The 23,867-nt window shown below is 56.0% G+C and carries 28 protein-coding genes; 15 read left to right on the forward strand and 13 right to left on the reverse strand.

The features are described from left to right. Positions 1-29 precede the first annotated feature (29 nt). Positions 30-494: a formate hydrogenlyase regulator HycA gene (gene hycA / locus N1249_RS17310; RefSeq protein WP_259831555.1), complete on the reverse strand. Its 465-nt coding sequence runs from the start codon at positions 492-494 to the stop codon at positions 30-32. A gap of 210 nt (positions 495-704) precedes the next feature. Between hycA and hypA the strand changes: the two genes are divergently transcribed. The 10 genes from hypA (at position 705) to N1249_RS17360 (ending at position 10,667) form a co-directional block, all read left to right on the forward strand. Then, the gene (hypA, locus tag N1249_RS17315) at positions 705-1,055 is read left to right on the forward strand and encodes a hydrogenase maturation nickel metallochaperone HypA (protein WP_166717628.1); all 351 of its coding nucleotides are present in this window, start codon (positions 705-707) and stop codon (positions 1,053-1,055) included. 2 nt (positions 1,056-1,057) lie between these two features. After that, positions 1,058-1,921: a hydrogenase nickel incorporation protein HypB gene (gene hypB, locus N1249_RS17320; protein ID WP_257272121.1), complete on the forward strand. Its 864-nt coding sequence runs from the start codon at positions 1,058-1,060 to the stop codon at positions 1,919-1,921. Beyond that, positions 1,912-2,184, forward strand: coding sequence for a HypC/HybG/HupF family hydrogenase formation chaperone (locus tag N1249_RS17325; RefSeq protein ID WP_259831559.1), 273 nt, complete (start codon positions 1,912-1,914; stop codon positions 2,182-2,184). The genes hypB and N1249_RS17325 overlap by 10 nt, the downstream gene beginning before the upstream one ends. Positions 2,185-2,186: 2 nt before the next feature. Beyond that, a complete protein-coding gene (hypD, locus tag N1249_RS17330) occupies positions 2,187-3,308 on the forward strand; it encodes a hydrogenase formation protein HypD (RefSeq protein ID WP_259831561.1) in 1,122 nt (373 codons plus the stop codon). Further along, on the forward strand, positions 3,305-4,315 hold the full coding sequence (gene hypE, locus N1249_RS17335; RefSeq protein ID WP_259831563.1) for a hydrogenase expression/formation protein HypE: 1,011 nt from the start codon (positions 3,305-3,307) through the stop codon (positions 4,313-4,315). The genes hypD and hypE overlap by 4 nt, the downstream gene beginning before the upstream one ends. 66 nt (positions 4,316-4,381) lie before the next feature. Continuing rightward, positions 4,382-6,454 carry a formate hydrogenlyase transcriptional activator FlhA gene (gene flhA, locus N1249_RS17340; RefSeq protein WP_259838204.1) on the forward strand — a complete coding sequence of 691 codons (2,073 nt, stop codon included), beginning with the start codon at positions 4,382-4,384 and terminating at the stop codon, positions 6,452-6,454. 153 nt (positions 6,455-6,607) lie between these two features. Continuing rightward, entirely contained in the window at positions 6,608-7,606 is a 999-nt protein-coding gene (locus N1249_RS17345; RefSeq protein ID WP_259831566.1) for an ABC transporter substrate-binding protein, read from the forward strand. Then, the gene (locus N1249_RS17350; RefSeq protein ID WP_014071533.1) at positions 7,606-8,643 is read left to right on the forward strand and encodes an iron ABC transporter permease; all 1,038 of its coding nucleotides are present in this window, start codon (positions 7,606-7,608) and stop codon (positions 8,641-8,643) included. Before N1249_RS17345 ends, N1249_RS17350 begins: the two co-directional genes overlap by 1 nt. Continuing rightward, positions 8,643-9,404 carry an ABC transporter ATP-binding protein gene (locus N1249_RS17355; protein ID WP_259831568.1) on the forward strand — a complete coding sequence of 254 codons (762 nt, stop codon included), beginning with the start codon at positions 8,643-8,645 and terminating at the stop codon, positions 9,402-9,404. The genes N1249_RS17350 and N1249_RS17355 overlap by 1 nt, the downstream gene beginning before the upstream one ends. A 15-nt stretch (positions 9,405-9,419) precedes the next feature. Continuing rightward, on the forward strand, positions 9,420-10,667 hold the full coding sequence (locus N1249_RS17360) for an MFS transporter (RefSeq protein ID WP_259831569.1): 1,248 nt from the start codon (positions 9,420-9,422) through the stop codon (positions 10,665-10,667). Between the two features lie 2 nt (positions 10,668-10,669). Here N1249_RS17360 and N1249_RS17365 read toward each other — a convergent pair whose 3' ends face one another. Then, positions 10,670-11,017 (reverse strand): nitrous oxide-stimulated promoter family protein, encoded by a 348-nt coding sequence (locus tag N1249_RS17365; protein ID WP_259831571.1) that lies wholly within the window; start codon positions 11,015-11,017, stop codon positions 10,670-10,672. Between the two features lie 176 nt (positions 11,018-11,193). On the opposite strand from N1249_RS17365, the gene N1249_RS17370 reads away from it, so the two are divergent. Both N1249_RS17370 and mutS read left to right on the forward strand, forming a co-directional pair. Further along, positions 11,194-11,424, forward strand: coding sequence for a SymE family type I addiction module toxin (locus N1249_RS17370; RefSeq protein ID WP_014071537.1), 231 nt, complete (start codon positions 11,194-11,196; stop codon positions 11,422-11,424). A 113-nt stretch (positions 11,425-11,537) separates the two neighbouring features. Next, positions 11,538-14,099, forward strand: coding sequence for a DNA mismatch repair protein MutS (gene mutS / locus N1249_RS17375; protein WP_259831573.1), 2,562 nt, complete (start codon positions 11,538-11,540; stop codon positions 14,097-14,099). Positions 14,100-14,257: 158 nt separating this feature from the next. On the opposite strand, the gene N1249_RS17380 is transcribed toward mutS, so the two are convergent. From N1249_RS17380 to N1249_RS17390, 3 genes are read right to left on the reverse strand one after another with little or no spacing between them, the layout of a single operon-like run. Next, positions 14,258-14,479 (reverse strand): non-oxidative hydroxyarylic acid decarboxylases subunit D, encoded by a 222-nt coding sequence (locus tag N1249_RS17380; RefSeq protein ID WP_259831575.1) that lies wholly within the window; start codon positions 14,477-14,479, stop codon positions 14,258-14,260. A gap of 10 nt (positions 14,480-14,489) precedes the next feature. Then, positions 14,490-15,917: a non-oxidative hydroxyarylic acid decarboxylases subunit C gene (locus N1249_RS17385; RefSeq protein ID WP_166717616.1), complete on the reverse strand. Its 1,428-nt coding sequence runs from the start codon at positions 15,915-15,917 to the stop codon at positions 14,490-14,492. After that, a complete protein-coding gene (locus N1249_RS17390) occupies positions 15,907-16,509 on the reverse strand; it encodes a non-oxidative hydroxyarylic acid decarboxylases subunit B (protein ID WP_259831578.1) in 603 nt (200 codons plus the stop codon). The genes N1249_RS17385 and N1249_RS17390 overlap by 11 nt, the downstream gene beginning before the upstream one ends. Before the next feature lie 171 nt (positions 16,510-16,680). Here N1249_RS17390 and N1249_RS17395 point away from each other — a divergent pair, with 171 nt between their 5' ends. Then, positions 16,681-17,088 carry a MarR family winged helix-turn-helix transcriptional regulator gene (locus N1249_RS17395; RefSeq protein WP_259831580.1) on the forward strand — a complete coding sequence of 136 codons (408 nt, stop codon included), beginning with the start codon at positions 16,681-16,683 and terminating at the stop codon, positions 17,086-17,088. Positions 17,089-17,090: 2 nt separating this feature from the next. Then, positions 17,091-17,468, forward strand: coding sequence for a DUF4440 domain-containing protein (locus tag N1249_RS17400; protein WP_259831583.1), 378 nt, complete (start codon positions 17,091-17,093; stop codon positions 17,466-17,468). Positions 17,469-17,521: 53 nt separating this feature from the next. Here the strand turns inward: N1249_RS17400 and rpoS are convergent, their stop codons facing one another. Both rpoS and nlpD read right to left on the reverse strand, forming a co-directional pair. Continuing rightward, positions 17,522-18,514 (reverse strand): RNA polymerase sigma factor RpoS, encoded by a 993-nt coding sequence (rpoS, locus tag N1249_RS17405; protein WP_013098493.1) that lies wholly within the window; start codon positions 18,512-18,514, stop codon positions 17,522-17,524. Between the two features lie 59 nt (positions 18,515-18,573). Further along, complete coding sequence (nlpD, locus tag N1249_RS17410; RefSeq protein WP_306674095.1) at positions 18,574-19,647, reverse strand: murein hydrolase activator NlpD; 1,074 nt, start codon at positions 19,645-19,647, stop codon at positions 18,574-18,576. Here nlpD and N1249_RS23225 point away from each other — a divergent pair. Then, on the forward strand, positions 19,589-19,720 hold the full coding sequence (locus tag N1249_RS23225) for a peptidase (RefSeq protein WP_306674094.1): 132 nt from the start codon (positions 19,589-19,591) through the stop codon (positions 19,718-19,720). The two genes, nlpD and N1249_RS23225, sit on opposite strands and share 59 nt — an antisense overlap. A gap of 94 nt (positions 19,721-19,814) precedes the next feature. Here the strand turns inward: N1249_RS23225 and N1249_RS17415 are convergent, their stop codons facing one another. From N1249_RS17415 to ftsB, 6 genes are read right to left on the reverse strand one after another with little or no spacing between them, the layout of a single operon-like run. Beyond that, positions 19,815-20,441 carry a protein-L-isoaspartate(D-aspartate) O-methyltransferase gene (locus N1249_RS17415; RefSeq protein ID WP_014071545.1) on the reverse strand — a complete coding sequence of 209 codons (627 nt, stop codon included), beginning with the start codon at positions 20,439-20,441 and terminating at the stop codon, positions 19,815-19,817. Further along, complete coding sequence (surE, locus tag N1249_RS17420) at positions 20,435-21,196, reverse strand: 5'/3'-nucleotidase SurE (protein WP_259831591.1); 762 nt, start codon at positions 21,194-21,196, stop codon at positions 20,435-20,437. Before surE ends, N1249_RS17415 begins: the two co-directional genes overlap by 7 nt. Further along, positions 21,177-22,226: a tRNA pseudouridine(13) synthase TruD gene (gene truD, locus N1249_RS17425; RefSeq protein ID WP_259831593.1), complete on the reverse strand. Its 1,050-nt coding sequence runs from the start codon at positions 22,224-22,226 to the stop codon at positions 21,177-21,179. Before truD ends, surE begins: the two co-directional genes overlap by 20 nt. Continuing rightward, entirely contained in the window at positions 22,223-22,702 is a 480-nt protein-coding gene (gene ispF / locus N1249_RS17430; RefSeq protein WP_043956768.1) for a 2-C-methyl-D-erythritol 2,4-cyclodiphosphate synthase, read from the reverse strand. The genes truD and ispF overlap by 4 nt, the downstream gene beginning before the upstream one ends. Further along, complete coding sequence (gene ispD / locus N1249_RS17435; RefSeq protein ID WP_259831605.1) at positions 22,702-23,412, reverse strand: 2-C-methyl-D-erythritol 4-phosphate cytidylyltransferase; 711 nt, start codon at positions 23,410-23,412, stop codon at positions 22,702-22,704. The genes ispF and ispD overlap by 1 nt, the downstream gene beginning before the upstream one ends. A gap of 19 nt (positions 23,413-23,431) precedes the next feature. Beyond that, the gene (gene ftsB / locus N1249_RS17440) at positions 23,432-23,743 is read right to left on the reverse strand and encodes a cell division protein FtsB (RefSeq protein ID WP_003862095.1); all 312 of its coding nucleotides are present in this window, start codon (positions 23,741-23,743) and stop codon (positions 23,432-23,434) included. Positions 23,744-23,867 lie beyond the last annotated feature (124 nt).

Consider the following 23,867-nt stretch of genomic DNA (forward strand, 5'->3'; position numbering starts at 1 on the left):
TCTTATCGACACTTCTCGACACGCAATACTCAGGCAACGTTTGCCGATGAATTTCCGTTCATCAGCTGTTGCAGGTTGACCGGTAAATCGTGCTCAACCGCGCTGTACAGGCCGTTGTAGACCGGCGCGATTTTTTCCAGGTAATGTTCCAGCACCTGCTGACGATCGCGGTTGCTGACGTGACCATCAACCATGCCATCAGCCATCAGCTGCGCCTGCGCAATGCGTTGTTTATCCCCGTCTTTTGTCTCGACGTAATACTCGATGGTGTGGCTGTTGAAGCTGTCTGCCAGGGTGACGTAAATCGTGAAGTGTCCGAACAACACAAAGCGCATATCGCCCTGTGCCGCGCAGCTCATGGCATGGTGTAGCCGGGCTTTCGACAGGGTGATCCCCTGAACCAGAGAATTGCAGTAAAGATGCCACTGCTCCTGTAACTGCTGATGCCGCTGCGCGATGTAATCCGCTTTTTCGCTGATTTCCCAAATAGTCATGTCAGATATCCGGTTAATGGAGATTGCGGCTACTAAGCAGATTCCATGCCAGTTTTTAATGCATTGATTTTTAATGATTTAAATACAGAACACACTATTAAAATGGCAGTGTCGACGTGTCATTTCGACAGCGTTGACATCGTCACGCCTTAACAAAAATCAAGATGGCATCGTTATTGCATTAAAGGCGCAATTCACTGAGGAGGCGTCATGCACGAAATCACCCTCTGCCAACGGGCTCTGGAGTTAATCGAACAACAGGCGGCACAACACCACGCAAAACGCGTGACCGGTGTCTGGCTGAAACTCGGCGCGTTTTCCTGCGTCGAAACCAGCGCCCTCACCTTTTGCTTTGAGCTGGTGTGCCGCGACACGCTGGCGGAAGGCTGCCAGCTTCATATTGAAGAACAGCAGGCGGAATGCTGGTGCGAACAGTGCCAGCAGTACGTCACGCTGCTGTCGTCGAAAGTACGAAGCTGCCCGCAGTGTCAGAGCACCGGGCTACGCATCGTGGCCGATGACGGAATGCAGATCCAGCGCCTCGAAATCGAGAGGGAATAATTATGTGTAGTACCTGCGGTTGCGCCGAAGGCAACCTTTATATAGAAGGGGATGAGCATCGTCCTCACTCTGCGTTTCGCTCCGCGCCCTTCTCTCCTGCTCCCCGTCCATCAGGAGCCTTTACCGGCCTGGCCTTTACGCCAACACAATCTGCTGACGGCGACCTGCATTACGGCCACGGCGAAGCCGGCACGCACGCGCCAGGCATCAGCCAGCGGCAGATGCTGGACGTCGAAATCAACGTGCTTGATAAAAATAACCAGCTGGCTGCGCGTAATCGCGCCCGTTTTGCCGCCCGCAAGCTGCTGGTGCTAAACCTGGTCTCCAGCCCGGGCTCTGGCAAAACGACCCTGCTCACCGAAACGCTTAAACGCCTGAACGGACGCGTCTCTTGCGCAGTTATTGAAGGCGATCAGCAGACGGTTAACGATGCCGCGCGGATCCGTGAAACCGGCACGCCGGCCATTCAGGTGAACACCGGCAAGGGCTGCCATCTTGATGCGCAGATGATAGCCGATGCCGCGCCGCGTCTGCCGCTGGCGGATAACGGCATTCTGTTTATTGAGAACGTGGGTAACCTGGTCTGCCCGGCGAGCTTTGATCTGGGTGAACGGCATAAAGTGGCCGTGCTGTCGGTAACCGAAGGGGAAGACAAACCGCTGAAATACCCGCACATGTTTGCTGCCGCATCGGTGATGCTCCTTAACAAAGTCGACCTGCTGCCGTACCTGAATTTCGACGTCGATAAATGTCTGGCGTATGCCCGTGAAGTGAACCCGGATATTGAAATCCTGCTGGTTTCCGCCACTGGCGGGCAAGGTATGGATAACTGGCTGAACTGGCTGGAGAGCGAACGATGTGCATAGGCGTCCCGGGGCAAATCCACGCGATTGACGGCAATCAGGCCAAAGTAGACGTGTGCGGCGTGCTGCGCGATGTCGATCTGACGCTGGTTGGCAGTGTGGATGAAAACGGTGTGCCCCGCACCGGCCAGTGGGTGCTGGTACACGTTGGCTTTGCCATGAGCGTGATTAACGAAGCAGAAGCGCGCGATACGCTGGATGCCCTGCAAAACATGTTTGATGTGGAGCCTGATGTCGGGGCGCTGCTGTATGGCGAGGAGCGATAACCATGCGCTATGTTGATGAATATCGCGCGCCCGAACAGGTGATGCAGCTTATTGAACACCTGAAAATGCGGGCAAAACATCTGCGCTACACCGCTGAAAAACCGCTGCGCATCATGGAGGTGTGCGGCGGGCATACCCACGCCATCTTTAAATTTGGCCTCGACCAGCTGTTGCCGGACAACATCGAGTTTATTCACGGCCCGGGCTGCCCGGTGTGCGTACTGCCAATGGGGCGCATCGACAGCTGTATCGAGATTGCCAGCCAGCCTGACGTTATTTTCTGTACCTTCGGCGACGCCATGCGCGTGCCGGGGAAAAATGGCTCGTTACTCCAGGCCAGAGCGCGGGGAGCGGACGTGCGTATCGTCTATTCCCCGATGGATGCCTTAACGCTTGCCGCCGACAATCCCACGCAAAAAGTCGTCTTTTTCGGCCTGGGCTTTGAAACCACCATGCCTGCAACGGCCATCACCTTACAGCAGGCCAAAGCGCGCAACATCAGCAATTTTTTCTTTTTTTGCCAACACATTACGCTTATCCCGACCCTGCGCAGCCTGCTGGAAGAGCCGGGCAACGGCATTGATGCGTTTCTGGCGCCAGGGCACGTCAGCATGGTCATCGGTACAGAGGCTTACGGGTTCATCGCCAGCGACTTTGATCGTCCTTTAGTGGTCGCTGGTTTCGAACCTCTTGATCTACTGCAAGGCGTGACCATGCTGGTTGAGCAGAAAATAGCAGCCCTGAGTACGGTGGAAAATCAGTATCGCCGCGTGGTCCCGGATGCCGGGAATGTGCTTGCCCAAAAAGCCATTGCTGAGGTTTTCAGTGTGGAAGGTGACAGCGAGTGGCGCGGCCTGGGATTGATTGCCGAATCGGGTGTGCGCCTGACGTCTGCATACCGTGCGTTCGACGCCGAAGCCCATTTCCACCCGCAACCGCAACAGGTTTGCGACGATCCCCGCGCCCGCTGTGGCGACGTACTCACCGGTAAATGCAAACCACATCAATGCCCGTTATTTGGCAACACCTGTAACCCGCAAACTGCATTTGGCGCACTGATGGTTTCATCAGAAGGCGCGTGCGCTGCGTGGTATCAGTATCGCAATCAGGAGTGTGAAGTATGAACAGGGTAGAAATGGCGCACGGTAGCGGCGGACAAGCCATGCAGCAGCTGATTAATCAGCTGTTTATGGACGCCTTTAACAATCCCTGGCTGGCCGAGCAGGAAGACCAGGCGCGCATTGCTCTCTCTACCCTCACCGCTCAGGGCGACAGGCTGGCGTTTTCTACCGACAGCTACGTTATTGATCCGCTGTTCTTCCCTGGCGGTGATATCGGCAAGCTGGCCGTCTGCGGTACTGCAAACGATGTGGCGGTCAGCGGCGCCATTCCGCGCTTTCTCTCCTGCGGCTTTATCCTTGAAGAAGGGCTGCCAATGGACACCCTGAAGGCCGTTGTCGCCAGCATGGCATCCACTGCGCAGGAAGCAGGGATCGCCATCGTGACCGGGGACACCAAAGTAGTCCAGCGCGGTGCGGCTGACAAACTGTTCATCAACACCGCCGGAATGGGGGCAATTCCTGCCGATATTCACTGGGGTGCGGGGCAATTGACCCCGGGTGACGTGTTGCTGGTCAGCGGAACGCTGGGCTGCCACGGCGCGACTATACTCAACCTGCGCGAAGGTCTGGGGCTGGATGGCGAATTGCGTAGCGACTGTGCCGTGCTGACCCCGCTTATTCAGACCCTGCGTTCATGTCAGGGCGTAAAAGCCCTGCGCGATGCCACGCGCGGCGGCGTTAATGCGGTGGTGCATGAGTTCGCGGCAAGCAGCGGATGCGGTATTGAACTGACCGAGCGCGGACTACCAGTCAAACCCGCAGTACGCGGGCTTTGTGAACTGCTTGGGCTGGACCCGCTAAACTTTGCCAATGAAGGCAAGCTGGTTATCGGCGTGGAACGCCATGCCGCCGAAGCGGTACTGGCACAGCTACGTGATCATCCCTCAGGGAAAGAAGCCGCGATTATCGGTGAAGTGGTTGAGCGCAAAGGGGTGCGCCTGACCGGGCTTTACGGCGTTAAACGTACGCTGGATCTGCCGCACGCCGAACCTTTACCCCGAATTTGCTAGAACCGCGCCAACAGCGGGCAGCACAGGATTTTCCCTTTTTTTGCCAGTTTCAATTGGAAAGCAATGATGCCGTATACACCGATGAGCGATCTTGGACAGCAGGGCCTGTTCGACATTACGCGCACTCTTTTACAGCAGCCGGACCTCGGCTCGCTGAGCGACGCCCTGACGCGGCTGGTCAGGCAGTCGGCACTGGCGGACAGCGCTGCCATTGTGCTCTGGCATAGCGGGAGTCATCGCGCGAGCTATTTTTCCGCGCACGACAACGGCAAACCCTTTCAGTACGAAGATGAAACGATCCTGGCTCATGGCCCGGTGCGGCGGATCCTCTCCCGCCCTGAAGCCCTGCATTGCAGCTTCGACGAGTTTCGCCAGGCCTGGCCGATGCTTGCAGAGAGCAACCTGTATCGTCCTTTCGGGCACTACTGCCTGCTGCCGCTGGCGGCTGAAGGGCATATTTTTGGTGGCTGCGAATTTATCCGCAAGACGAACCAGCCCTGGAGCGAGGCGGAGTACGAGCGTCTGCATACCTTTACCCAGATTGTGGGCGTGGTGGCAGAGCAGATCCAGAACCGGGTGACCAACAATGTCGACTACGACCTGCTCAGCCGTGAACGCGACAACTTCCGCATTCTGGTGGCGATCACTAACGCCGTGCTCTCGCGCCTGGATATGGACGAGCTGGTCAGCGAAGTCTCTAAAGAGATCCACCACTATTTCAAAATTGATGCGATCAGCATCGCGCTGCGGGGCCATCGTAAGGGCAAACTGAACATCTACTCAACGCACTATCTCGACGAAGCCAATCCGGCTCACGAGCAGAGCGAGGTGGATGAAGCGGGAACCCTTTCTGAACGCGTGTTTAAGAGCAAAGAGATCCTGCTGCTCAATCTGAACGAACACGATGCACTGGCACCCTACGAACGATTACTGTTTAACACCTGGGGCAACAAGATCCAGACGCTGTGCCTGCTCCCGCTGATGTCCGGCAATACCATGCTGGGCGTGCTGAAGCTGGCACAGTGTGAAGAAGGCGTGTTCAACACCGCCAACCTGAAACTACTGCGCCAGATTGCCGAACGTATTTCCATTGCGCTTGATAACGCGCTGGCTTATCAGGAAATTCATCGCCTGAAAGAGCGGCTGGTGGATGAAAACCTGGCCCTGACGGAACAGCTCAACAACGTCGACAGCGAGTTCGGTGAAATCATCGGTCGCAGCGAAGCGATGTACAGCGTGCTCAAGCAGGTCGAGATGGTGGCGCAAAGCGACAGCACGGTGCTAATCCTGGGGGAAACCGGGACGGGCAAAGAGTTAATTGCCCGCGCGATCCACAATCTCAGCAACCGCAACAGCCGCCGGATGGTGAAGATGAACTGCGCCGCCATGCCTGCGGGCCTGCTGGAAAGCGATCTCTTTGGCCATGAACGCGGTGCCTTCACTGGCGCCAGCAGCCAGCGGCTGGGTCGCTTTGAGCTGGCGGATAAAAGCTCGCTGTTCCTGGACGAAGTGGGCGATATGCCGCTGGAGCTCCAGCCCAAGCTGCTGCGCGTGTTGCAGGAACAGGAGTTTGAACGCCTGGGCAGCAATAAGCTTATTCAGACAGACGTGCGGTTGATTGCCGCCACCAACCGCGATCTGAAAAAAATGGTCGCAGACCGCGAATTTCGCAGCGACCTCTATTATCGTCTGAACGTCTTCCCGATTTATCTGCCGCCGCTGCGGGAGCGCCCGGAGGATATTCCGCTGCTGGTGAAAGCCTTTACCGCGAAGATTGCCCGCCGGATGGGGCGCAGTATCGACAGCATTCCTGCCGAAACGCTGCGCACGCTTTCGTCAATGGAGTGGCCGGGCAACGTGCGCGAACTGGAAAACGTCATTGAACGTGCCGTGTTACTGACGCGCGGCAGCGTGTTGCAACTCTCGCTGCCCGAAGTGACGATGCCAGAAGAACCGCTGGTCGCGGCAGAAGTAGCACAGGCGGGCGAAGACGAATTCCAGCTGATTATGCGCGTGCTGAAAGAAACCAACGGCGTCGTTGCGGGGCCGAAAGGCGCTGCGCAGCGTCTGGGCCTGAAACGGACCACGCTGCTTTCACGAATGAAGCGACTGGGTATTGATAAAGAGAGCCTGGTGTAACTTGTCTTGCCGGGCGGTGTTTCCTGATGCCGCCCTTTGTCACTCTGCGAAATTGTCCCTCATTGACACAATATATTTTCCTCTGTATAAAATTCCGCCTTAATAATGAGTTTCATTTGCATTAAAAATACAATAAATGAAGGGTAGCGTTTCATGAAAAAGGTCATCTGCGCGCTGGGAATGGCGTTCGCATCGGTCGGTTCTGCTCTGGCAACAACATATCCTCTCACTCTTGAAAACTGCGGATATAAAGAAACATTCACCAAAGCGCCCGAGCGCGTTGTTGCCCTGGGGCAAAATACCGTCGAGATCCTCTTACTGTTAGGCCTGCAAAATAATGTCACCGCCAGTGCATTCTGGCCCACAAAAGTGTTACCGGCGCTGGCTGAGCAAAATGCAAAAATTAAAACGCTGACGGTAGAAATCCCGACCCTTGAATCCATTCTCGCCCAGAACCCTGATTTCGTGCCTGCACAGCTGCCGCTGCTGCTGGGGCCAGAAAGTAAAGTCGCAAAACGCGAAGACCTGGCCACCGTGGGGGTCAACAGCTATTTATCCCCTGGCATGTGCGCCACCAAAAAAGCCGCCGGTGATATGTACGGCAGCCGCCAGAAGCTGTGGGATATGACCTATCTCTATAAAGAGATTGAAGATTTCGCCGCCATTTTTAATGTGCAGCCTCGCGGTGAAGCACTAATTGCCGACTTTAAAAAACGTGAAAACGATCTGCGCGCTGAGTTTGGCAAGAATAAAAAAGACCTTTCGTTTGTCTTCTGGTTCTCCAGCGCCTCACCTTCTGCTGATGCCTACGTCGGCGGTAAAAACAGTGCATCCGGTTTTATTGCCAACGTTCTGGGTGGGCATAATGCCATTACCTCTGAAACAGAGTGGCCAACGGTGAGCTGGGAAAGCGTTATCGCCGCTAACCCGGATGTGATTGTCGTTTCCAGCCTGGACCGCAACCGCTGGGCACTCGATAACGCAGAGGAAAAAATCAAATTCCTGAAAAGCGATCCTGCCGTCAGCCAGATGGATGCCGTTAAAAAAGGTCACATCGTCGTGATGGACGGCCAGGCAATGAACCCGACCATTCGTACCCTCTACGGTGCTGAACAGGTGGGCGAGCAGCTCAGAAAACTGGGGCTTAACTGATGACCGCTGTTGTTCAACAAGCGCGACAAGGATTCATCCTGACAACCTCGTGTTTGCTTTCCATCGTGCTGTTGTTCCTGGTGATCGCCGTTGGCGTCAGCGTGGGTGAGCTTTCTATTCCACTGCAAAACGTCTTTTACGCCATCAGCAATAAAATGGGGCTGACCGCAGTCCCGCTTAACCGCATTTATGAAAGCGTGATTTGGGATTTTCGCCTGAGTCGTGCGCTGGTAGCGGCGTGCTGCGGCGCGGGCCTCGCTATTTGCGGGGCGGTGCTGCAAAGCCTGTTGAAGAACGCGCTGGCTGAGCCTTACGTGCTTGGCGTGTCTGCGGGGGCCTCAACGGGCGCAGTCTCGGTGGTGGTATTAGGTATCGGCACCGGCGCGGTGTCCCTCTCGGCGGGCGCATTTGCCGGGGCGTTTGCCGCCTTTGTCTTCGTGGCGTTCCTGACGAATGGCGCGCGCGGTGGCAACGAACGCACCATTCTGGCGGGGGTTGCGGCGTCTCAACTTTTCAACGCCATTACCGCTTACACCATCAGCACCTCGGCAAGCGCGCAGCAGGCTCGCGATGTGATGTTCTGGCTGCTGGGCAGCTTCAGTGGCGTGAGATGGCCTGAGTTTCAGCTCGCTCTGGTGGTTGTTCTGGCCGGGCTGGCGGTGTGCCTTTATTACTCGCGCGCGCTGGATGCCTTTACCTTTGGCGATGACGCTGCCGCGTCACTGGGCATTGCCGTGCCCTGGGTACGCCTGATCCTGTTCACCACGACTGCGCTCATCACCGCCACCATTGTCAGCATGGCAGGCTCCATCGGCTTTGTCGGGCTGGTTGTGCCGCATGTGATGCGCTTCTTCTTTGGGCCATTGCATCGCATCCTGCTTATCGCCAGCGCGCTGGCCGGCGCCATTCTGATGGTGCTGGCAGATATTGCGTCGCGTTTACTGATTGCGCCGCAAAGCCTGCCTGTAGGCGTGGTCACCGCGCTGGTTGGGGTGCCTTTCTTTGCTGTTATCATCTACCGTTCAAGGAATAAGTGATGAGTATCACCGCTGAAAATATCACCTGGAAGGTAGGCAATAAAGTCATCGTCAACGATGTCTCGCTGAACATCGCGCGCGGGGAAACCGTTGGGCTGCTGGGCCCTAACGGCTGTGGTAAATCGTCACTTTTACGCGTGCTGGCGGGACTGCGTCGCCCGGATGCCGGTTGCGTGAAGCTTGACGGGCATAACATCGCTCGGATGCCCAAAAAGCAGCTTGCCCGCCGCGTGGCATTCGTTGAACAGCATGGCATGACCGATGCCAACATGCGGGTGCGTGATGTGGTGAAACTGGGGCGTATTCCGCACCATTCGCCCTTCTCCAACTGGAGCGCGCAGGATGACGAAACCGTCACCTCCGCCCTGCAACGTGTCGATATGCTGGATCGCAGCGAACAAGGCTGGCTGAGCTTATCCGGCGGGGAGCGCCAGCGCGTGCATATTGCCCGTGCTCTGGCGCAATCGCCTACCGAAATCCTGCTGGATGAACCGACCAACCACCTGGATATTCATCACCAGATCCAGCTGATGCATCTGATAAGCGAGCTGCCGGTAACCAGCATTGTGGCGATCCACGACCTCAACCACGCAGCGATGTTTTGTGATTCGCTGATTGTGATGCAAAAAGGGCAAATCATCGCCACCGGGACACCGCAGGAAATCCTGAGCGAAGAGCTGCTCTGGGAAGTGTTCCGGGTCAAAACCAAAATTGAGATCTCTGCATACCATGGCAAAAAGCATATCCACTTTATTGTTTAACGCCGGGTAATACGCATGTCCCTGTTTTCTCTACGCCCCGCGACAACGCTCTGGCCGCCCGTATTACTGGGCAGCCAGTTCGTTTTTAATATTGGCTTTTATGCGGTTGTCCCCTTTCTGGCGATTTTCCTGCGTGACGATTTGATGCTCTCCGGCGGACTTATCGGGCTGGTTCTTGGGCTGCGCACGTTCTCGCAGCAGGGCATGTTTATCGTCGGCGGCGCACTTTCCGACCGGTTTGGTGCCCGGTTGATTATCCTGTGCGGCTGCCTTGTCCGCATCGCGGGGTATCTTCTGCTGGCGTTTGGCCAGTCCCTGTGGCCCATCATTCTGGGTGCGTGTCTGACGGGTATCGGCGGTGCGCTTTTCTCTCCGTCCATTGAAGCGCTGCTGGCAAAAGCGGGAACGCAGAGTGAAGCAAAGGGCAAGCGCAGCCGCGCAGAGTGGTTTGCGCTGTTTGCCGTATGCGGTGAACTGGGCGCCGTACTCGGCCCGGTGGCTGGCGCCCTGCTTACCGGGCTTGGCTTTCGCCAGATTGCTCTGGCAGGTGCAGGCGTCTTTGTGGTTGCGCTGATCGTGTTGTTTTTTTGCCTTCCTCCTGCGCAGCACAGTAAGCAAACGCTGGAGATCCAGCCGTGGTGGAGCACGTTCCGCCAGCCGCGATTTGTCGCTTTTATTATCGCCTACAGTTCGTGGCTGTTGAGTTACAACCAGCTTTATCTGGCGCTGCCGGTGGAAATTGAGCGCGCTGGCGGCAGTGAGAAAGATCTTGGCCCGCTCTTTATGCTGGCGTCGGTGCTGATCATCCTGTTTCAGCTGCCGCTTGCGCGTTTCGCCCGTCGGATGGGGGCTGTCAGAGTCTTACCGGCGGGGTTTCTGCTGCTGTCGGCATCGTTTGCGAGCGTGGCCCTGTTTGCCGCCCACCCGCCACCGGAAGGCTGGCTGAGGCTTCTGCCTGCGGGGTGCTTTGTGACGCTACTGACGTGCGGGCAAATGCTGCTGGTGCCGGCCGCGAAAGATCTCATCCCGTGGTTTGCGAAAGAGTCCACGCTTGGCGCTCACTATGGCGCGCTCTCCACCGCCGGGGGCTGCGCGGTGCTGGCGGGGAATTTACTGTTCGGCAGCCAACTGGATCACGCGCTAACGCCGTCACCTCAGGCCATTTTCCCGTGGTTACAGCTGGCGTTTTTCCCTTTATGCAGCGCAGTGGCCCTGGTGTTCATCTGCCACCCGATGCGTGCAGCACTGGCTACCCGGGTTTAGGTTTACTCTTTTTTCGGCCGGTATTTTTCCGGTAATTCAGGAACCGGGCGGCGATCGTCAATCAGATGACGGATAGTCAGGATGGGGTGTCGCCAGAGCATTCGTGGCCCCGCCCAGCGCATCACCTGTTTCATCTCTTCACGTTTTGCCGGCTGGTAGCAGTGGACGGGGCACTGCTTGCAGGCGGGCTTCTCCTCACCAAAAACACATTTATCCAGGCGTTTATCTGCATAAGCATTAAGCGCCTGATAATGCCCCTCTTCTTTCAAAGCCTGCGGGCACTTGTTCTCATACAGCGCGATCATTTTACCGATCGTCTCTTTTTCTCGTGCGATGCGTTTTCCAGACATGGTGGATCACCCAACAATAACATGCATTTATAATACCCTTTTATGCACACGATTTCAGCCGTTGCATTCCATTTGCTGAAGACGCCTTCCAGTTTTACCCCTGCCCGTCGCGATATTTACTGGTATTTTATCCAGTAAATATCATCGTCACGTTGTGCTTAACTACCGGAGCGCGTATGCAAGAGATCGCTATCACCAAACCCTATCGCCACCTGAAGGTCGGTTACTTCAGAAAGCGTCACGAAGACCGTAAAACCAAAATCCCGACCCGCTATAGCGTCCACGCAGCGCTAAGCCTGAAAGGGGACTGGCTGGAAAAAGCCGGATTTACCACAAACTCACAGGTAAGAGTGGGTGTTGAACATGGAAAAATCGTCATTGAGTTAATGGCGGAAGGCGTCTCGTAAACACGCGACATTTTTCTGCGCCGCGCCATTTTTTCATGCGACAATAGAGGGAACTAACGGCCAATGAGCCGCTCAAAGCTCAATATTATCAAAGAAATGGATATCATAACTCCATGACCACAATCGACAATTTCGACGCACATACGCCGATGATGCAGCAGTACCTGAAGCTTAAAGCTCAGCATCCGGAAATCCTGCTGTTTTATCGTATGGGCGATTTTTACGAGCTTTTTTATGACGATGCAAAACGCGCATCGCAGCTGCTCGACATCTCCCTGACCAAGCGTGGCGCATCGGCAGGTGAACCTATCCCGATGGCGGGTATTCCGCATCACGCGGTTGAAAACTACCTGGCGAAGCTGGTGAACCAGGGCGAATCCGTCGCCATTTGCGAACAGATTGGCGACCCGGCCACCTCAAAAGGCCCGGTAGAGCGTAAAGTCGTGCGTATCGTCACGCCCGGGACCATCAGTGATGAAGCCCTGTTGCAGGAGCGCCAGGATAACCTGCTGGCCGCCCTCTGGCAGGACAGCAAAGGTTTTGGCTACGCCACGCTGGATATCAGCTCCGGGCGTTTTCGCCTGAGCGAACCGGCAGACCGCGAAACAATGGCAGCCGAATTGCAGCGTACAAATCCCGCGGAGCTGCTTTATGCCGAAGATTTTGCGGAAACGTCGCTGATTGAAGGCCGTCGTGGATTACGCCGTCGTCCTTTATGGGAATTCGAAATTGATACCGCGCGTCAGCAGCTAAACCTGCAATTTGGTACGCGTGACCTGATCGGTTTTGGTGTTGAAAATGCGCCGCGCGGCCTGTGCGCTGCGGGTTGTCTGCTGCAATATGTGAAAGATACCCAGCGTACTGCCCTGCCGCATATCCGCTCAATCACCATGGAGCGTCAGCAGGACAGCATCATTATGGATGCCGCAACACGCCGTAACCTGGAGATCACCCAGAATCTGGCGGGTGGCGTGGAAAACACCCTGGCTTCGGTGCTCGACAGCACGGTTACCCCGATGGGCAGCCGAATGCTCAAGCGCTGGCTGCACATGCCTATCCGCAATACGGAAACGCTGATCGGCCGCCAGCAAACCATCGCCGCCTTGCAGGATCGCTTTAGCGAATTACAGCCGGTGCTGCGCCAGGTTGGCGATCTGGAACGTATTCTGGCGCGTCTGGCCTTGCGCACAGCGCGCCCGCGAGATTTGGCGCGAATGCGCCACGCTTTCCAGCAATTGCCTGAGCTGCGCGCTCAGCTTGCCGAAGTGAACAGCACACCGGTGCAAAAGCTGCGGGAAACCATGGGCGAGTTTACAGAACTGCGTGAACTGCTCGAACGCGCCATCATTGACGCGCCACCGGTACTGGTGCGCGACGGCGGTGTTATCGCTCCGGGTTACAACGAAGAGCTGGACGAATGGCGCGCGCTGGCAGACGGCGCAACGGATTACCTCGATAAACTGGAAATCCGCGAGCGTGAGCGTCTGGGTCTCGACACCCTGAAAGTGGGCTATAACGCGGTTCACGGATACTATATTCAGATCAGTCGTGGACAGAGCCATATGGCGCCTATCCACTACGTGCGCCGCCAGACGCTGAAAAATGCCGAACGCTACATCATCCCTGAACTGAAAGAGTATGAGGACAAAGTTCTCACCTCGAAAGGCAAAGCGCTGGCGCTGGAAAAACAGCTGTACGACGAGCTGTTCGACATGCTGATGCCGCACCTTGCCGACCTGCAATTAAGTGCTGGCGCGCTGGCAGAACTGGATGTGCTGGTAAACCTGGCCGAACGTGCCGATGCGCTCAACTACACCTGCCCGACCTTTACCGACAAACCCGGCATTCGCATTACCGAAGGGCGTCACCCGGTGGTAGAACAGGTGCTGAACGAGCCATTCATCGCCAACCCACTGAGCCTGTCGCCACAGCGGAGAATGCTGATCATTACCGGCCCGAACATGGGCGGTAAAAGTACTTACATGCGCCAGACTGCGCTGATTGCGCTTCTGGCCCATATCGGCAGCTACGTTCCGGCGCAAAAAGTCGAGATTGGCCCGATTGACCGCATATTTACCCGTGTGGGTGCCGCGGACGATCTGGCAAGCGGGCGCTCAACCTTTATGGTGGAGATGACCGAAACGGCCAACATCCTGCATAACGCAACGGAACACAGCCTGGTGTTGATGGATGAAGTAGGACGAGGCACCTCAACCTATGACGGCCTGTCACTGGCATGGGCGTGTGCTGAAAACCTGGCGAACAAAATCAAGGCGATGACGTTGTTTGCGACCCACTACTTTGAACTGACTCAGCTGCCAGAGAAAATGGAAGGCGTGGCAAACGTCCACCTCGATGCGCTGGAGCACGGCGATACCATCGCCTTTATGCATACGGTGCAGGATGGCGCAGCCAGCAAGAGCTATGGTCTGGCCGTTGCGGCGCTGGCTGGGGTGCCGAAAGAGGTCATCAAACGTGCACGTCAGAAACTGCGTGAGCTGGAGAGCCTGTCACCTAACGCTGCGGCGACGCAGGTTGACGGGACGCAGATGTCACTGCTGATGCCTGCGGAAGAGACATCCCCAGCCATGGAAGCACTGGAAAATCTCGACCCGGATTCTCTGACGCCGCGTCAGGCGCTGGAGTGGATATACCGCCTGAAGAGTTTGGTTTAAGACTTCTGCGGATTATTGCCCGGTGGCGCTACGCTTACCGGGCCTACGGGTTTTGCAGACCGGGTAAGCCCGCGCCACCGGGCCTACGGGTTTTGCAGAGCGCCACCGGGCCCAGGGGTTTTGTAGGCCGGGTAAGGCAAAGCCGCCACCCGGCTTTTTTACAGCAGCGGCGGAATAGTCGGCAGCTGCGGTGCGTCATCAATATCCTTCTGCGTCATTCGAAACGCTTCCGGGTAGTGCTCACGGCTGGTACGGCGTAGCGGTTCAGTATCACGCCAGGTATACAGACAATGCTGGCACTGGTAGACAGTCCAGACATCCTTCACCGGGGATGTCGCCATCACTTCAATATGCTCATCGGCACAACGTGGACAAATCATGTTTTCCTCCTTATTGGCGAGCTGCGAGCATCGCGGTCAGTTTTTCAGCCCAGGCTTTGGTTTCAGGTAAATCCTGTACCGGCTGGCTATAGTGGCCACGGTTGTCCGGTGCGACAGGCGTGGTGGCATCGATGATCAGCTTGTCGGTGATCCCTGCCGGGCTGGAGCCAGGGTCGAGTTCAAGTACCGACATGTTTGGCAGCTGCACCAGGTCCCCCGCAGGGTTAACTTTCGATGACAGCGCCCACATCACCTGCGGCAGATTAAACGGATCGACATCCTCATCCACCATAATCACCATCTTTACGTAACCCAGTCCGTGTGGCGTGGTCATGGCACGTAATCCCACGGCACGGGCAAAACCGCCGTAACGCTTTTTGGTGGAGATAATCGCCAGCAGACCGTGGGTGTACATGGCATTCACCGCCTGTACTTCCGGGAATTCAGCTTTAAGCTGCTGGTAAAGCGGCACGCAGGTTGCCGGGCCCATCAGGTAGTCAATTTCCGTCCACGGCATCCCGAGATAGAGCGATTCAAAAATGGGTTTAGTGCGATAAGAGACTTTATCAATACGCACGACGGTCATATTACGGCCACCGGAATAGTGACCGGTAAATTCACCGAACGGCCCCTCGATTTCACGTTTGCGCCCCTCAATCACCCCTTCGAGGATCACTTCAGAGCCCCACGGCACGTCGAACCCGGTCAGCGGTGCGGTCGCGATGGGATACGGGCTTTCACGAAGCGCGCCGGCCATTTCATATTCAGACTGGTCATATTTCAGCGGCGTTGCCCCCATCAGGGTAATAATCGGATCATTGCCCAGCGTGATCGCAATCGGCAGATCCTCCCCGCGCTCTTCTGCTTTATGCAGGTGCAGAGCGATATCGTGCATAGGAACAGGTTGCAGGCCCAGCTTGCGCTTGCCCTTGACCTCCATACGGTAGATCCCGACGTTCTGCTTGCCGAAATGGTCCGGGTCCAGCGGATCGCGTGATACCACGCAGGCTTTATCAAGGTAAAAACCACCGTCACCGTCGTTCAGGCGAAACAGCGGCAAAATATCGAACAGGTTAATGTCCTCCCCATCGACCGTATTTTCGGCCCACGCCGGGTTTGCGCGGCGCTCAGGTGCAACGGGGAATTTATCCCAGCGGCGAATAAATTCGTCTATCTGGCTCTTCACCGGCGTATTTGCTGGCAGCCCCATTGAAATCGCATGGTTTTGCCAGGAGCCGATGGTGTTCATCACCACGCGGGCGTCGGTAAAGCCGCGAATATTGTCAAACCACAGTGCCGGTGCGCCGTCGCCAATACGCCCGGTGGCATTGGCCGCTGCCGCCAGATCGGGTTCAGCGTTGACCTCTTCCTCAATTTTCAACAGCTGCCCTTGCTCATCGAGCGCCTGGAGGAAGCTTCTCAAATCATCAAATGCCATCTTTGTTCTCCTGTGAAAAATGTCTGGCCTCCTGCAACCCGTTCCAGCGGCGCGCTTTTTTATGCTCCAGACCAAACTGGTCAAGCACTCGCGTCACAATATGCTGGGTAATGTCATCGGCGGTTTGCGGGTGGTTGTAATACGCGGGCATAGGCGGCACCATTGCCACGCCCATACGGGAAAGTGCGAGCATGTTCTCCAGATGGATCGTACTGAGCGGGGTTTCACGCGGAACCAGCACCAGCTTGCGTCCCTCTTTCATCACCACATCAGCAGCGCGTCCCACAAGCCCTTCGGCGTAGCCTGCGCGGATACCGGCAAGGGTCTTCATGCTGCATGGAATAACAATCATGCCGTCGGTACGAAACGAGCCGGACGAGATAGTCGCGGCCTGATCGGCCGGGCTGTGGACAACATCCGCGAGGGCAGCAACGTCCTGGGCGGAATACGGCGTTTCCAGCTCAATGGTTGTTTTTGCCCACTTCGACATCACCAGATGCGTCTCCACTTCTGGCATATCGCGCAGCGCCTGAAGCAGCGCCACGCCGAGTGGTGCGCCAGTCGCCCCTGTCATCCCAACGATCAATCTCATGCTTAACCTCGCCATTTCGTTCGCATACGAACATATTATGTAAACTACGCCCGGATCCTTAACCTGACAATATCGTTCGCACACGATCACACAAAATGTTAAAAATGGTCGCGTTAAAATCCCCAGAGATAACGGATATTATAGAGACGTCATTTTTATGCCGGAGAGTTCATGGAACTGAGACAAGAAGCGTTCCACCTGTTACGTCAGCTTTTTCAACAGCATACTGCCCAATGGCAGCAAGCATTACCGGAGCTCACTAAGCCACAGTATGCGGTGATGCGCTCTGTGGCTGAAAACCCGGGTATCGAGCAGGTGGCCCTGACCGAAGTTGCGGTCAGCACTAAAGCCACACTCGCAGAAATGCTGAGCCGCATGGAAACGCGCGGGCTGGTGAAACGCGAACACGATCCTGCGGACAAGCGCCGTCGTTTTGTCTTTTTGACGCCAGAAGGTGAAGCCCTGCTTGCAAGCAGCAAACCCGTGGGCAATCGCGTTGATGAGGCATTCTTAGGACGCCTGACCGATAACGAACGCCAGCAGTTCGCCGAGTTGATCCACAAGATGATGAAGGAATAAGCATGACAAATTACGAAAGCGAAATTATCGATGCGCATGTCGCCATAGAGGACTGGCTTGGCCGGGGTGAAGGGGATTTTCCCGCGCTGCTCGCCCGCTTCCGCCAGGACTTTATGATGATTGCCCCGTCCGGCGCGCACTTTGATCACGCGGCGCTGGCAAGTTTCTTTGAAAGCCTGGGTGGAAGCCGCCCGGGTCTGAAAATCGTCATTGATGAGTTAACCACGCTGCAAACCTGGGACAACGGGGCGGTGCTTCATTACCGTGAAACCCAGACGCGCCCGGACCTGCCCGTCAACGTGCGCTGGTCAACTGCGGTGCTTAATCAGGATGGCGATAAGATAATGTGGCGGCTGTTACACGAAACAGCGCAGCCATAGCGCAAAAGAAAAAGGCCCGTCTCACGACGGGCCTTTTTTTGACGAAAAGTTGCTTATTCGCGGAACAGCGCTTCGATGTTCAGTCCTTGCCCTTGCAGGATCTCCCGCAGGCGACGCAGACCTTCAACCTGAATCTGACGAACACGTTCACGGGTCAGGCCAATTTCACGGCCGACGTCTTCCAGTGTCGCAGCTTCATACCCCAGTAAACCGAAACGACGTGCCAGCACTTCACGCTGTTTGGCGTTCAGTTCGAACAGCCATTTGACGATGCTCTGTTTCATGTCATCGTCCTGCGTGGTGTCTTCCGGGCCGTTGTCTTTTTCATCGGCCAGGATGTCCAGCAGCGCTTTTTCGGAGTCGCCACCCAACGGGGTGTCAACTGAGGTAATGCGCTCGTTGAGACGCAGCATACGGCTTACGTCATCAACCGGTTTATCCAGTTGCTCGGCAATCTCTTCCGCACTTGGCTCGTGGTCCAGTTTATGGGACAACTCGCGCGCGGTACGCAGATAGACGTTCAACTCTTTGACGATGTGAATCGGCAGGCGGATCGTACGGGTCTGGTTCATAATAGCCCGTTCGATGGTCTGACGAATCCACCAGGTCGCGTAGGTGGAGAAGCGGAACCCGCGTTCCGGGTCAAACTTCTCTACTGCGCGGATAAGCCCTAAGTTGCCCTCTTCAATCAGGTCCAGCAAAGCCAGACCACGATTGCCGTAACGACGGGCAATCTTCACGACCAGACGCAAGTTACTTTCAATCATGCGACGACGTGAGGCTACATCACCACGCAAAGCACGACGTGCGAAATAGACTTCTTCTTCGGCCGTTAACAGTGGGGAGTAACCGATCTCCCCAAGGTAAAGCTGAGTCGCGTCCAGTACACGCTGTGTGGCACCCTGCGATAGCAGCTCTTCTTCAGCTAAATCGTTATCACTGGGTTCCTCTTCTACTAAGGCTTTTTCGTCAAAAGCCTCTGCTCCGTTCTCATCAAATTCCGCATCTTCATTTAAATCATGAACTTTCAGCGTATTCTGACTCATAAGGTGGCTCCTACCCGTGATCCCTGAACGAGACACCCTGGCTGGCATGTCCCGTCAAATTATCGCTGCGGTAAATACTGCAGCGGGTTTACGGATTTCCCCTTGTAACGAATTTCAAAATGCAAGCGTGTAGAACTGGTGCCGGTGCTACCCATGGTAGCTATTTTTTGCCCCGCCTTAACTTCTTGTTGTTCCCGGACCAGCATTGTATCGTTATGGGCGTAGGCACTCAGGTAATCATCGTTATGTTTGATGATAATTAGATTACCGTAACCGCGCAGAGCGTTACCGGCATACACAACGCGCCCGTCTGCGGTCGCGATGATAGCCTGTCCCTTACTCCCTGCGATATCGATCCCTTTATTCCCACCTTCGGTAGAAGAGAAGTTCTCGATAACCTTGCCGTCAGTTGGCCAGCGCCATGCAGAAATTGGCGAACTGGTGGACGTACTGCTGGCAGTCGGTTCGATAGAGCTAACCACAGGTGCCGTAACCGGTGCTGTGACAGTCGTCGCAGTCCCTTTATTATTCGGCAACATTTTGTTAGCACTCTGATCACCTGAATCCTCAGAATACGTAATTACTGGTTGCGAAGCAACCACTGTGCTGGATTTTTGTGCAGGCTTCACACTGTTGTTTTGCGCGGTCACGTCGGCCGCTGAAACCGTGTTGCCAGGCGTGAGCGGCGTGCCTGTCGCGTTGCCAACCTGGAGCGTTTGCCCCACTTCCAGGCCGTACGGCGCCTGGACGTTATTGCGCTGCGCCAGGTCACGGAAATCGTTCCCGGTGATCCAGGCAATATAGAACAGCGTATCGCCGCGTTTCACGGTGTAGGTACTGCCACCGGTATAGCTACCTTTAGGAATATTCCCGTACTTTCGGTTATACACGATGCGGCCATTTTCGGTCTGCACCGGTTGTTCCACAGGCTGAATCTGTGTCGGTTGCGAAACCGGGCGCTGAACGGGCTGAATTTGCGGCGTCTGTTGAACCGTTGATGTGCCCATTTTAGGTGGAGGGGTAATCAACATTCCGCCGGACGTACTACCCGAGCTGCTGTTCCCGCCTACCGAGCTGACCGGCGCAGGTGCGTTACCAGAACTTGAACAGCCTGCCAGCCATAGCGAAACCAGTGATAATGCCGCAACACGGCTGATGGTGAATTTTGGGCTTCCCGCGCTCATTTATCCCCCAGGAATGTGTTAACTACCAGTGACTTAAAAATAACCGTGATGGCACGAACCTTTTGCGCCACACCATACGCTGAATTTGCCTTAATAACCCTGGATAATTCTGAGTCTCAGGCCAGTTCTCCCTTCACAAGAGGCACAAAGCGCACGGCTTCCACAGTATCGATAATAAACTCGCCGCCACGCCGACGAACGCGCTTCAGAAGCTGCTGTTCGTCACCCACGGGCAGGACAAGAATACCGCCTTCATCCAGCTGCGATAAGAGGGCTGCCGGGATCTCAGGCGGCGCTGCCGTCACGATAATGGCGTCAAACGGGGCGCGAGCCTGCCAACCCTGCCACCCATCACCATGACGTGTCGAAACATTATGTAAATCAAGTTGTTTCAGGCGACGACGCGCCTGCCACTGTAAACCTTTAATTCGCTCGACCGAACAGACATGGTGAACCAGATGCGCCAGGATCGCGGTTTGATAACCCGACCCGGTGCCAATCTCCAGCACGCGGGATTCTGGCGTCAGTTCCAGTAATTCCGTCATGCGCGCTACCATGTAGGGCTGCGAAATAGTCTGACCCTGCCCGATCGGCAGCGCCACGTTTTCCCACGCTTTGTGTTCAAACGCCTCGTCTACAAATTTCTCACGCGGAACCTGGGCGAGCGCATCCAGCACATGCTCGTCAGCGATCCCCTGAGCGCGTAATTGTTCCAGAAGAGTTTGTACACGTTTGCTTACCATTGCGTGTTCACCCCAACGCGATCCAACCAGCCCGACACCACATCATGCGCGTTATAAGCGGTTAAATCTACGTGCAATGGCGTAACCGAAACGTACCCTTCATCCACCGCGGCGAAATCGGTATCCGGCCCGGCATCGTGTTTTTCGCCCGGCGGCCCAATCCAGTAAAGCGTATTGCCACGCGGATCCTGCTGCGGGATCACCTGATCGGCCGGATGGCGGCTCCCGCAACGGGTTACGCGAATACCTTTGATTTCATCCAGAGGCAGGTCAGGAACGTTGATATTGAGAATACGACCCGTACGCAACGGTTCACGGCTGAGCGCGCGCAAAATGGAACAGGTGACTGCCGCTGCCGTGTCGTAATGCTTATGGCCGTTTAACGAGACTGCCAGCGCGGGAAATCCCAGATGGCGGCCCTCCATTGCGGCAGCAACCGTGCCGGAATAAATAACATCATCCCCCAGATTCGGGCCTGCATTGATACCGGATACGACGATATCCGGACGCGGGCGCATAAGCGCATTCACGCCCAAAAACACGCAGTCCGTCGGCGTGCCCATCTGGACAGAAATGTCGCCATTTTCAAAGGTAAAAGTGCGAAGCGACGACTCCAGCGTCAATGAGTTAGACGCCCCACTGCGGTTACGATCGGGCGCCACAACCTGCACATCGGCAAATTCACGCAGGGCTTTCGCCAGCGTCTGAATGCCTGGGGCGTGGATCCCATCATCGTTACTCAGCAATATTCGCATAGTCACCCGACGTGTTGATAAGTTCCCTGACAACACTGGTGGCAAAGCTACCTGCCGGCAGCCAGAAGCGTAACTCGACGGTTACATCATCCCACCAGTTCCAGCTCAACTGTTGCGGGTAGAGCAGCATCGCGCGGCGTGCTGCTTCGACTTTTTCCCGCACCAGCAATGATTGTAATTCTGGCGCATCCGCCACGGCTGACTGCTCAGCGGCCAGCGCTTCGCCCTGAGTTCCCCACTCGCCCGTACCGGGCAATGCAGCGGTAATCATCAGAGATTTGGCCTCCACGCGCGACTGCACATCGGCCATTTCTTCGGCCGTTGCCACAAACCAGCTCCCGCGTCCCGCTAATTGTAGCGCATCGCCGACAACAACTTGATTCGCGTCCGTTTTTTTCAGTCTTTCGCTCACAATTTGATTAAACAACGCGCTTCGGGCTGCCGACAACCAAAAACTGCGTTTATTCCTGTCACGAACCGGGGCATCGCTTTGCGCCCAGCGCAGCGCGCCCTGAAGGTTACTGCCGCCAATACCGAAACGCTGCGCACCAAAGTAGTTCGGCACGCCCTGCTCGCGAATGGCATTCAGCCGTTTTTCAACGTCGTCGCGCTTCGTGACCTCACGTAGTACCAGCGTGAAGTCGTTACCTTTCAGTGCCCCCAGGCGCAGTTTGCGCTTATGGCGGGCATATTCCAGCACTTTACAGCCTTCAAGCTCAAACTTGCTTAAATCCGGCATCCCGTTGCCCGGGACTCGCGCGCAGAGCCATTGCTCCGTGACCGCGTGTTTATCTTTTTGACCGGCAAAGCTCACCTCACGGGCGTGGATTTTCAGAAATTTAGCCAGCGCATCCGCCACAAAGCGGGTATTGCAGCCGTTTTTCAGGATGCGGACCAGGATGTGCTCGCCTTCCCCGTCCGGTGCGAAACCTAAATCCTCGACCACGACGAAATCTTCCGGGCTGGCTTTCAGCACGCCGTTACCCAGAGGTTTGCCGTACAGGTACGTCAGGTTGTCGAAGTCTGTCATTTTGCCGCCTTCACCAGAAGCGCCACGGCCTCACAGGCGATACCTTCACCGCGGCCGGTAAAGCCGAGTTTTTCGGTGGTGGTGGCTTTCACGTTAACGTCATCCATATGACAGCCCAGATCTTCGGCAATAAATACGCGCATCTGCGGGATGTGCGGCAGCATTTTCGGCGCCTGAGCGATGATCGTCACGTCGACGTTGCCGAGGGTGTAGCCTTTAGCCTGAATGCGACGCCAGGCTTCGCGCAGCAGCGCGCGGCTGTCAGCCCCTTTGAACGCCGGGTCAGTGTCCGGGAACAGCTTGCCGATATCACCCAGAGCGGCAGCGCCCAGCAGCGCATCGGTTAATGCGTGCAGCGCCACGTCGCCATCAGAATGCGCCAGCAGCCCTTTTTCATAAGGAATACGTACGCCGCCAATGATAATTGGGCCTTCTCCGCCAAAGGCGTGTACATCAAAACCGTGTCCAATTCGCATTATGCCTTCTCCTGATGGGTCGAACGGGTAAGATAAAATTCCGCGAGCTGTAAATCTTCAGGACGTGTCACTTTTATATTATCAGCACGTCCTTCAATCAGCTCGGGGTGAAAACCGCAATACTCCAGCGCCGAGGCTTCATCAGTGATGATCGCACCTTCTTTAAGCGCACGCGTTAAGCAATCGTGGAGTAACTCGCGGGGGAAAAACTGCGGCGTCAGCGCGTGCCACAAATCAACGCGCTCAACGGTATGCGCGATCGCCTGTTTGCCCGGTTCGGCACGTTTCATGGTGTCGCGCACCGGCGCGGCCAGAATACCGCCTACCGTGCTTGTTTCGCTCAGCGCCAGCAGGCGTGCAAGGTCGTCCTGATGCAGGCACGGACGAGCGGCGTCATGCACCAGCACCCACTGCGCGCCAGCGGCAGCCTGAATGCCCGCCAGCACGGAGTCGGCGCGCTCTGCGCCGCCATCAACAACGGTAATTTGCGGGTGATTCGCCAGCGGCAGTTCGGAAAAACGAACATCGCCGGGGCTGATGGCGATAACGACGCGCGTCACCCGTGGATGCGCCAGCAGCGCCGCCACGGAGTGCTCAAGGATCGTTTTATCGCCAATTGAGAGGTATTGCTTTGGACATTCTGTCTGCATACGCCGGCCGAAACCTGCGGCTGGCACCACGGCGCATACGTCCGAAAAAGTAACTGCCATGTCGTAATCCTGGGCCTGATTATCGATTGTTTTGTGCTGAGCCCTGATTGCGTTTAGACGCATCCGGTACCAGACGATAAAACGTTTCGCCCGGCTTAGTCATACTGAGTTCATTGCGTGCGCGTTCCTCAATCGCCTCTTGCCCGCCATTGAGGTCATCAATTTCAGCAAAGAGTTGATCGTTTCGCGCCTTAAGTTTGGCGTTTGTTGCCTGCTGAGCCGCGACGTCATCGCTCACCCGGCTATAGTCGTGTAGGCCGTTCTTACCGAACCACAGCGAATATTGCAGCCAGACCAGCAAAGCCAGCAACAGCAGCGTTAGTTTACCCATCCTGCCCCCTGAAAAACGGCATCATCATCCCATAACTTTCCCCGGGACTCTTCGCCGGGGTTACAGAGATGCCGCAACATCGCGGGCAAATGTACCACATTTTTTCCGCAGAATCGCCCTGCAC

This window comes from Enterobacter sp. CP102, from assembly GCF_025152625.1.
Lineage (GTDB): Bacteria > Pseudomonadota > Gammaproteobacteria > Enterobacterales > Enterobacteriaceae > Enterobacter > Enterobacter soli.

What these genes read in the sequence shown, in the direction of transcription:
- hycA (WP_259831555.1), bottom strand. Translation starts at nt 494, where the DNA reads ATGACTATTTGGGAAATCAGCGAAAAAGCGGATTACATCGCGCAGCGG.
- hypA (WP_166717628.1), top strand. Translation starts at nt 705, where the DNA reads ATGCACGAAATCACCCTCTGCCAACGGGCTCTGGAGTTAATCGAACAA.
- hypB (WP_257272121.1), top strand. Translation starts at nt 1,058, where the DNA reads ATGTGTAGTACCTGCGGTTGCGCCGAAGGCAACCTTTATATAGAAGGG.
- N1249_RS17325 (WP_259831559.1), top strand. Translation starts at nt 1,912, where the DNA reads ATGTGCATAGGCGTCCCGGGGCAAATCCACGCGATTGACGGCAATCAG.
- hypD (WP_259831561.1), top strand. Translation starts at nt 2,187, where the DNA reads ATGCGCTATGTTGATGAATATCGCGCGCCCGAACAGGTGATGCAGCTT.
- hypE (WP_259831563.1), top strand. Translation starts at nt 3,305, where the DNA reads ATGAACAGGGTAGAAATGGCGCACGGTAGCGGCGGACAAGCCATGCAG.
- flhA (WP_259838204.1), top strand. Translation starts at nt 4,382, where the DNA reads ATGCCGTATACACCGATGAGCGATCTTGGACAGCAGGGCCTGTTCGAC.
- N1249_RS17345 (WP_259831566.1), top strand. Translation starts at nt 6,608, where the DNA reads ATGAAAAAGGTCATCTGCGCGCTGGGAATGGCGTTCGCATCGGTCGGT.
- N1249_RS17350 (WP_014071533.1), top strand. Translation starts at nt 7,606, where the DNA reads ATGACCGCTGTTGTTCAACAAGCGCGACAAGGATTCATCCTGACAACC.
- N1249_RS17355 (WP_259831568.1), top strand. Translation starts at nt 8,643, where the DNA reads ATGAGTATCACCGCTGAAAATATCACCTGGAAGGTAGGCAATAAAGTC.
- N1249_RS17360 (WP_259831569.1), top strand. Translation starts at nt 9,420, where the DNA reads ATGTCCCTGTTTTCTCTACGCCCCGCGACAACGCTCTGGCCGCCCGTA.
- N1249_RS17365 (WP_259831571.1), bottom strand. Translation starts at nt 11,017, where the DNA reads ATGTCTGGAAAACGCATCGCACGAGAAAAAGAGACGATCGGTAAAATG.
- N1249_RS17370 (WP_014071537.1), top strand. Translation starts at nt 11,194, where the DNA reads ATGCAAGAGATCGCTATCACCAAACCCTATCGCCACCTGAAGGTCGGT.
- mutS (WP_259831573.1), top strand. Translation starts at nt 11,538, where the DNA reads ATGACCACAATCGACAATTTCGACGCACATACGCCGATGATGCAGCAG.
- N1249_RS17380 (WP_259831575.1), bottom strand. Translation starts at nt 14,479, where the DNA reads ATGATTTGTCCACGTTGTGCCGATGAGCATATTGAAGTGATGGCGACA.
- N1249_RS17385 (WP_166717616.1), bottom strand. Translation starts at nt 15,917, where the DNA reads ATGGCATTTGATGATTTGAGAAGCTTCCTCCAGGCGCTCGATGAGCAA.
- N1249_RS17390 (WP_259831578.1), bottom strand. Translation starts at nt 16,509, where the DNA reads ATGAGATTGATCGTTGGGATGACAGGGGCGACTGGCGCACCACTCGGC.
- N1249_RS17395 (WP_259831580.1), top strand. Translation starts at nt 16,681, where the DNA reads ATGGAACTGAGACAAGAAGCGTTCCACCTGTTACGTCAGCTTTTTCAA.
- N1249_RS17400 (WP_259831583.1), top strand. Translation starts at nt 17,091, where the DNA reads ATGACAAATTACGAAAGCGAAATTATCGATGCGCATGTCGCCATAGAG.
- rpoS (WP_013098493.1), bottom strand. Translation starts at nt 18,514, where the DNA reads ATGAGTCAGAATACGCTGAAAGTTCATGATTTAAATGAAGATGCGGAA.
- N1249_RS17415 (WP_014071545.1), bottom strand. Translation starts at nt 20,441, where the DNA reads ATGGTAAGCAAACGTGTACAAACTCTTCTGGAACAATTACGCGCTCAG.
- surE (WP_259831591.1), bottom strand. Translation starts at nt 21,196, where the DNA reads ATGCGAATATTGCTGAGTAACGATGATGGGATCCACGCCCCAGGCATT.
- truD (WP_259831593.1), bottom strand. Translation starts at nt 22,226, where the DNA reads ATGACAGACTTCGACAACCTGACGTACCTGTACGGCAAACCTCTGGGT.
- ispF (WP_043956768.1), bottom strand. Translation starts at nt 22,702, where the DNA reads ATGCGAATTGGACACGGTTTTGATGTACACGCCTTTGGCGGAGAAGGC.
- ispD (WP_259831605.1), bottom strand. Translation starts at nt 23,412, where the DNA reads ATGGCAGTTACTTTTTCGGACGTATGCGCCGTGGTGCCAGCCGCAGGT.
- ftsB (WP_003862095.1), bottom strand. Translation starts at nt 23,743, where the DNA reads ATGGGTAAACTAACGCTGCTGTTGCTGGCTTTGCTGGTCTGGCTGCAA.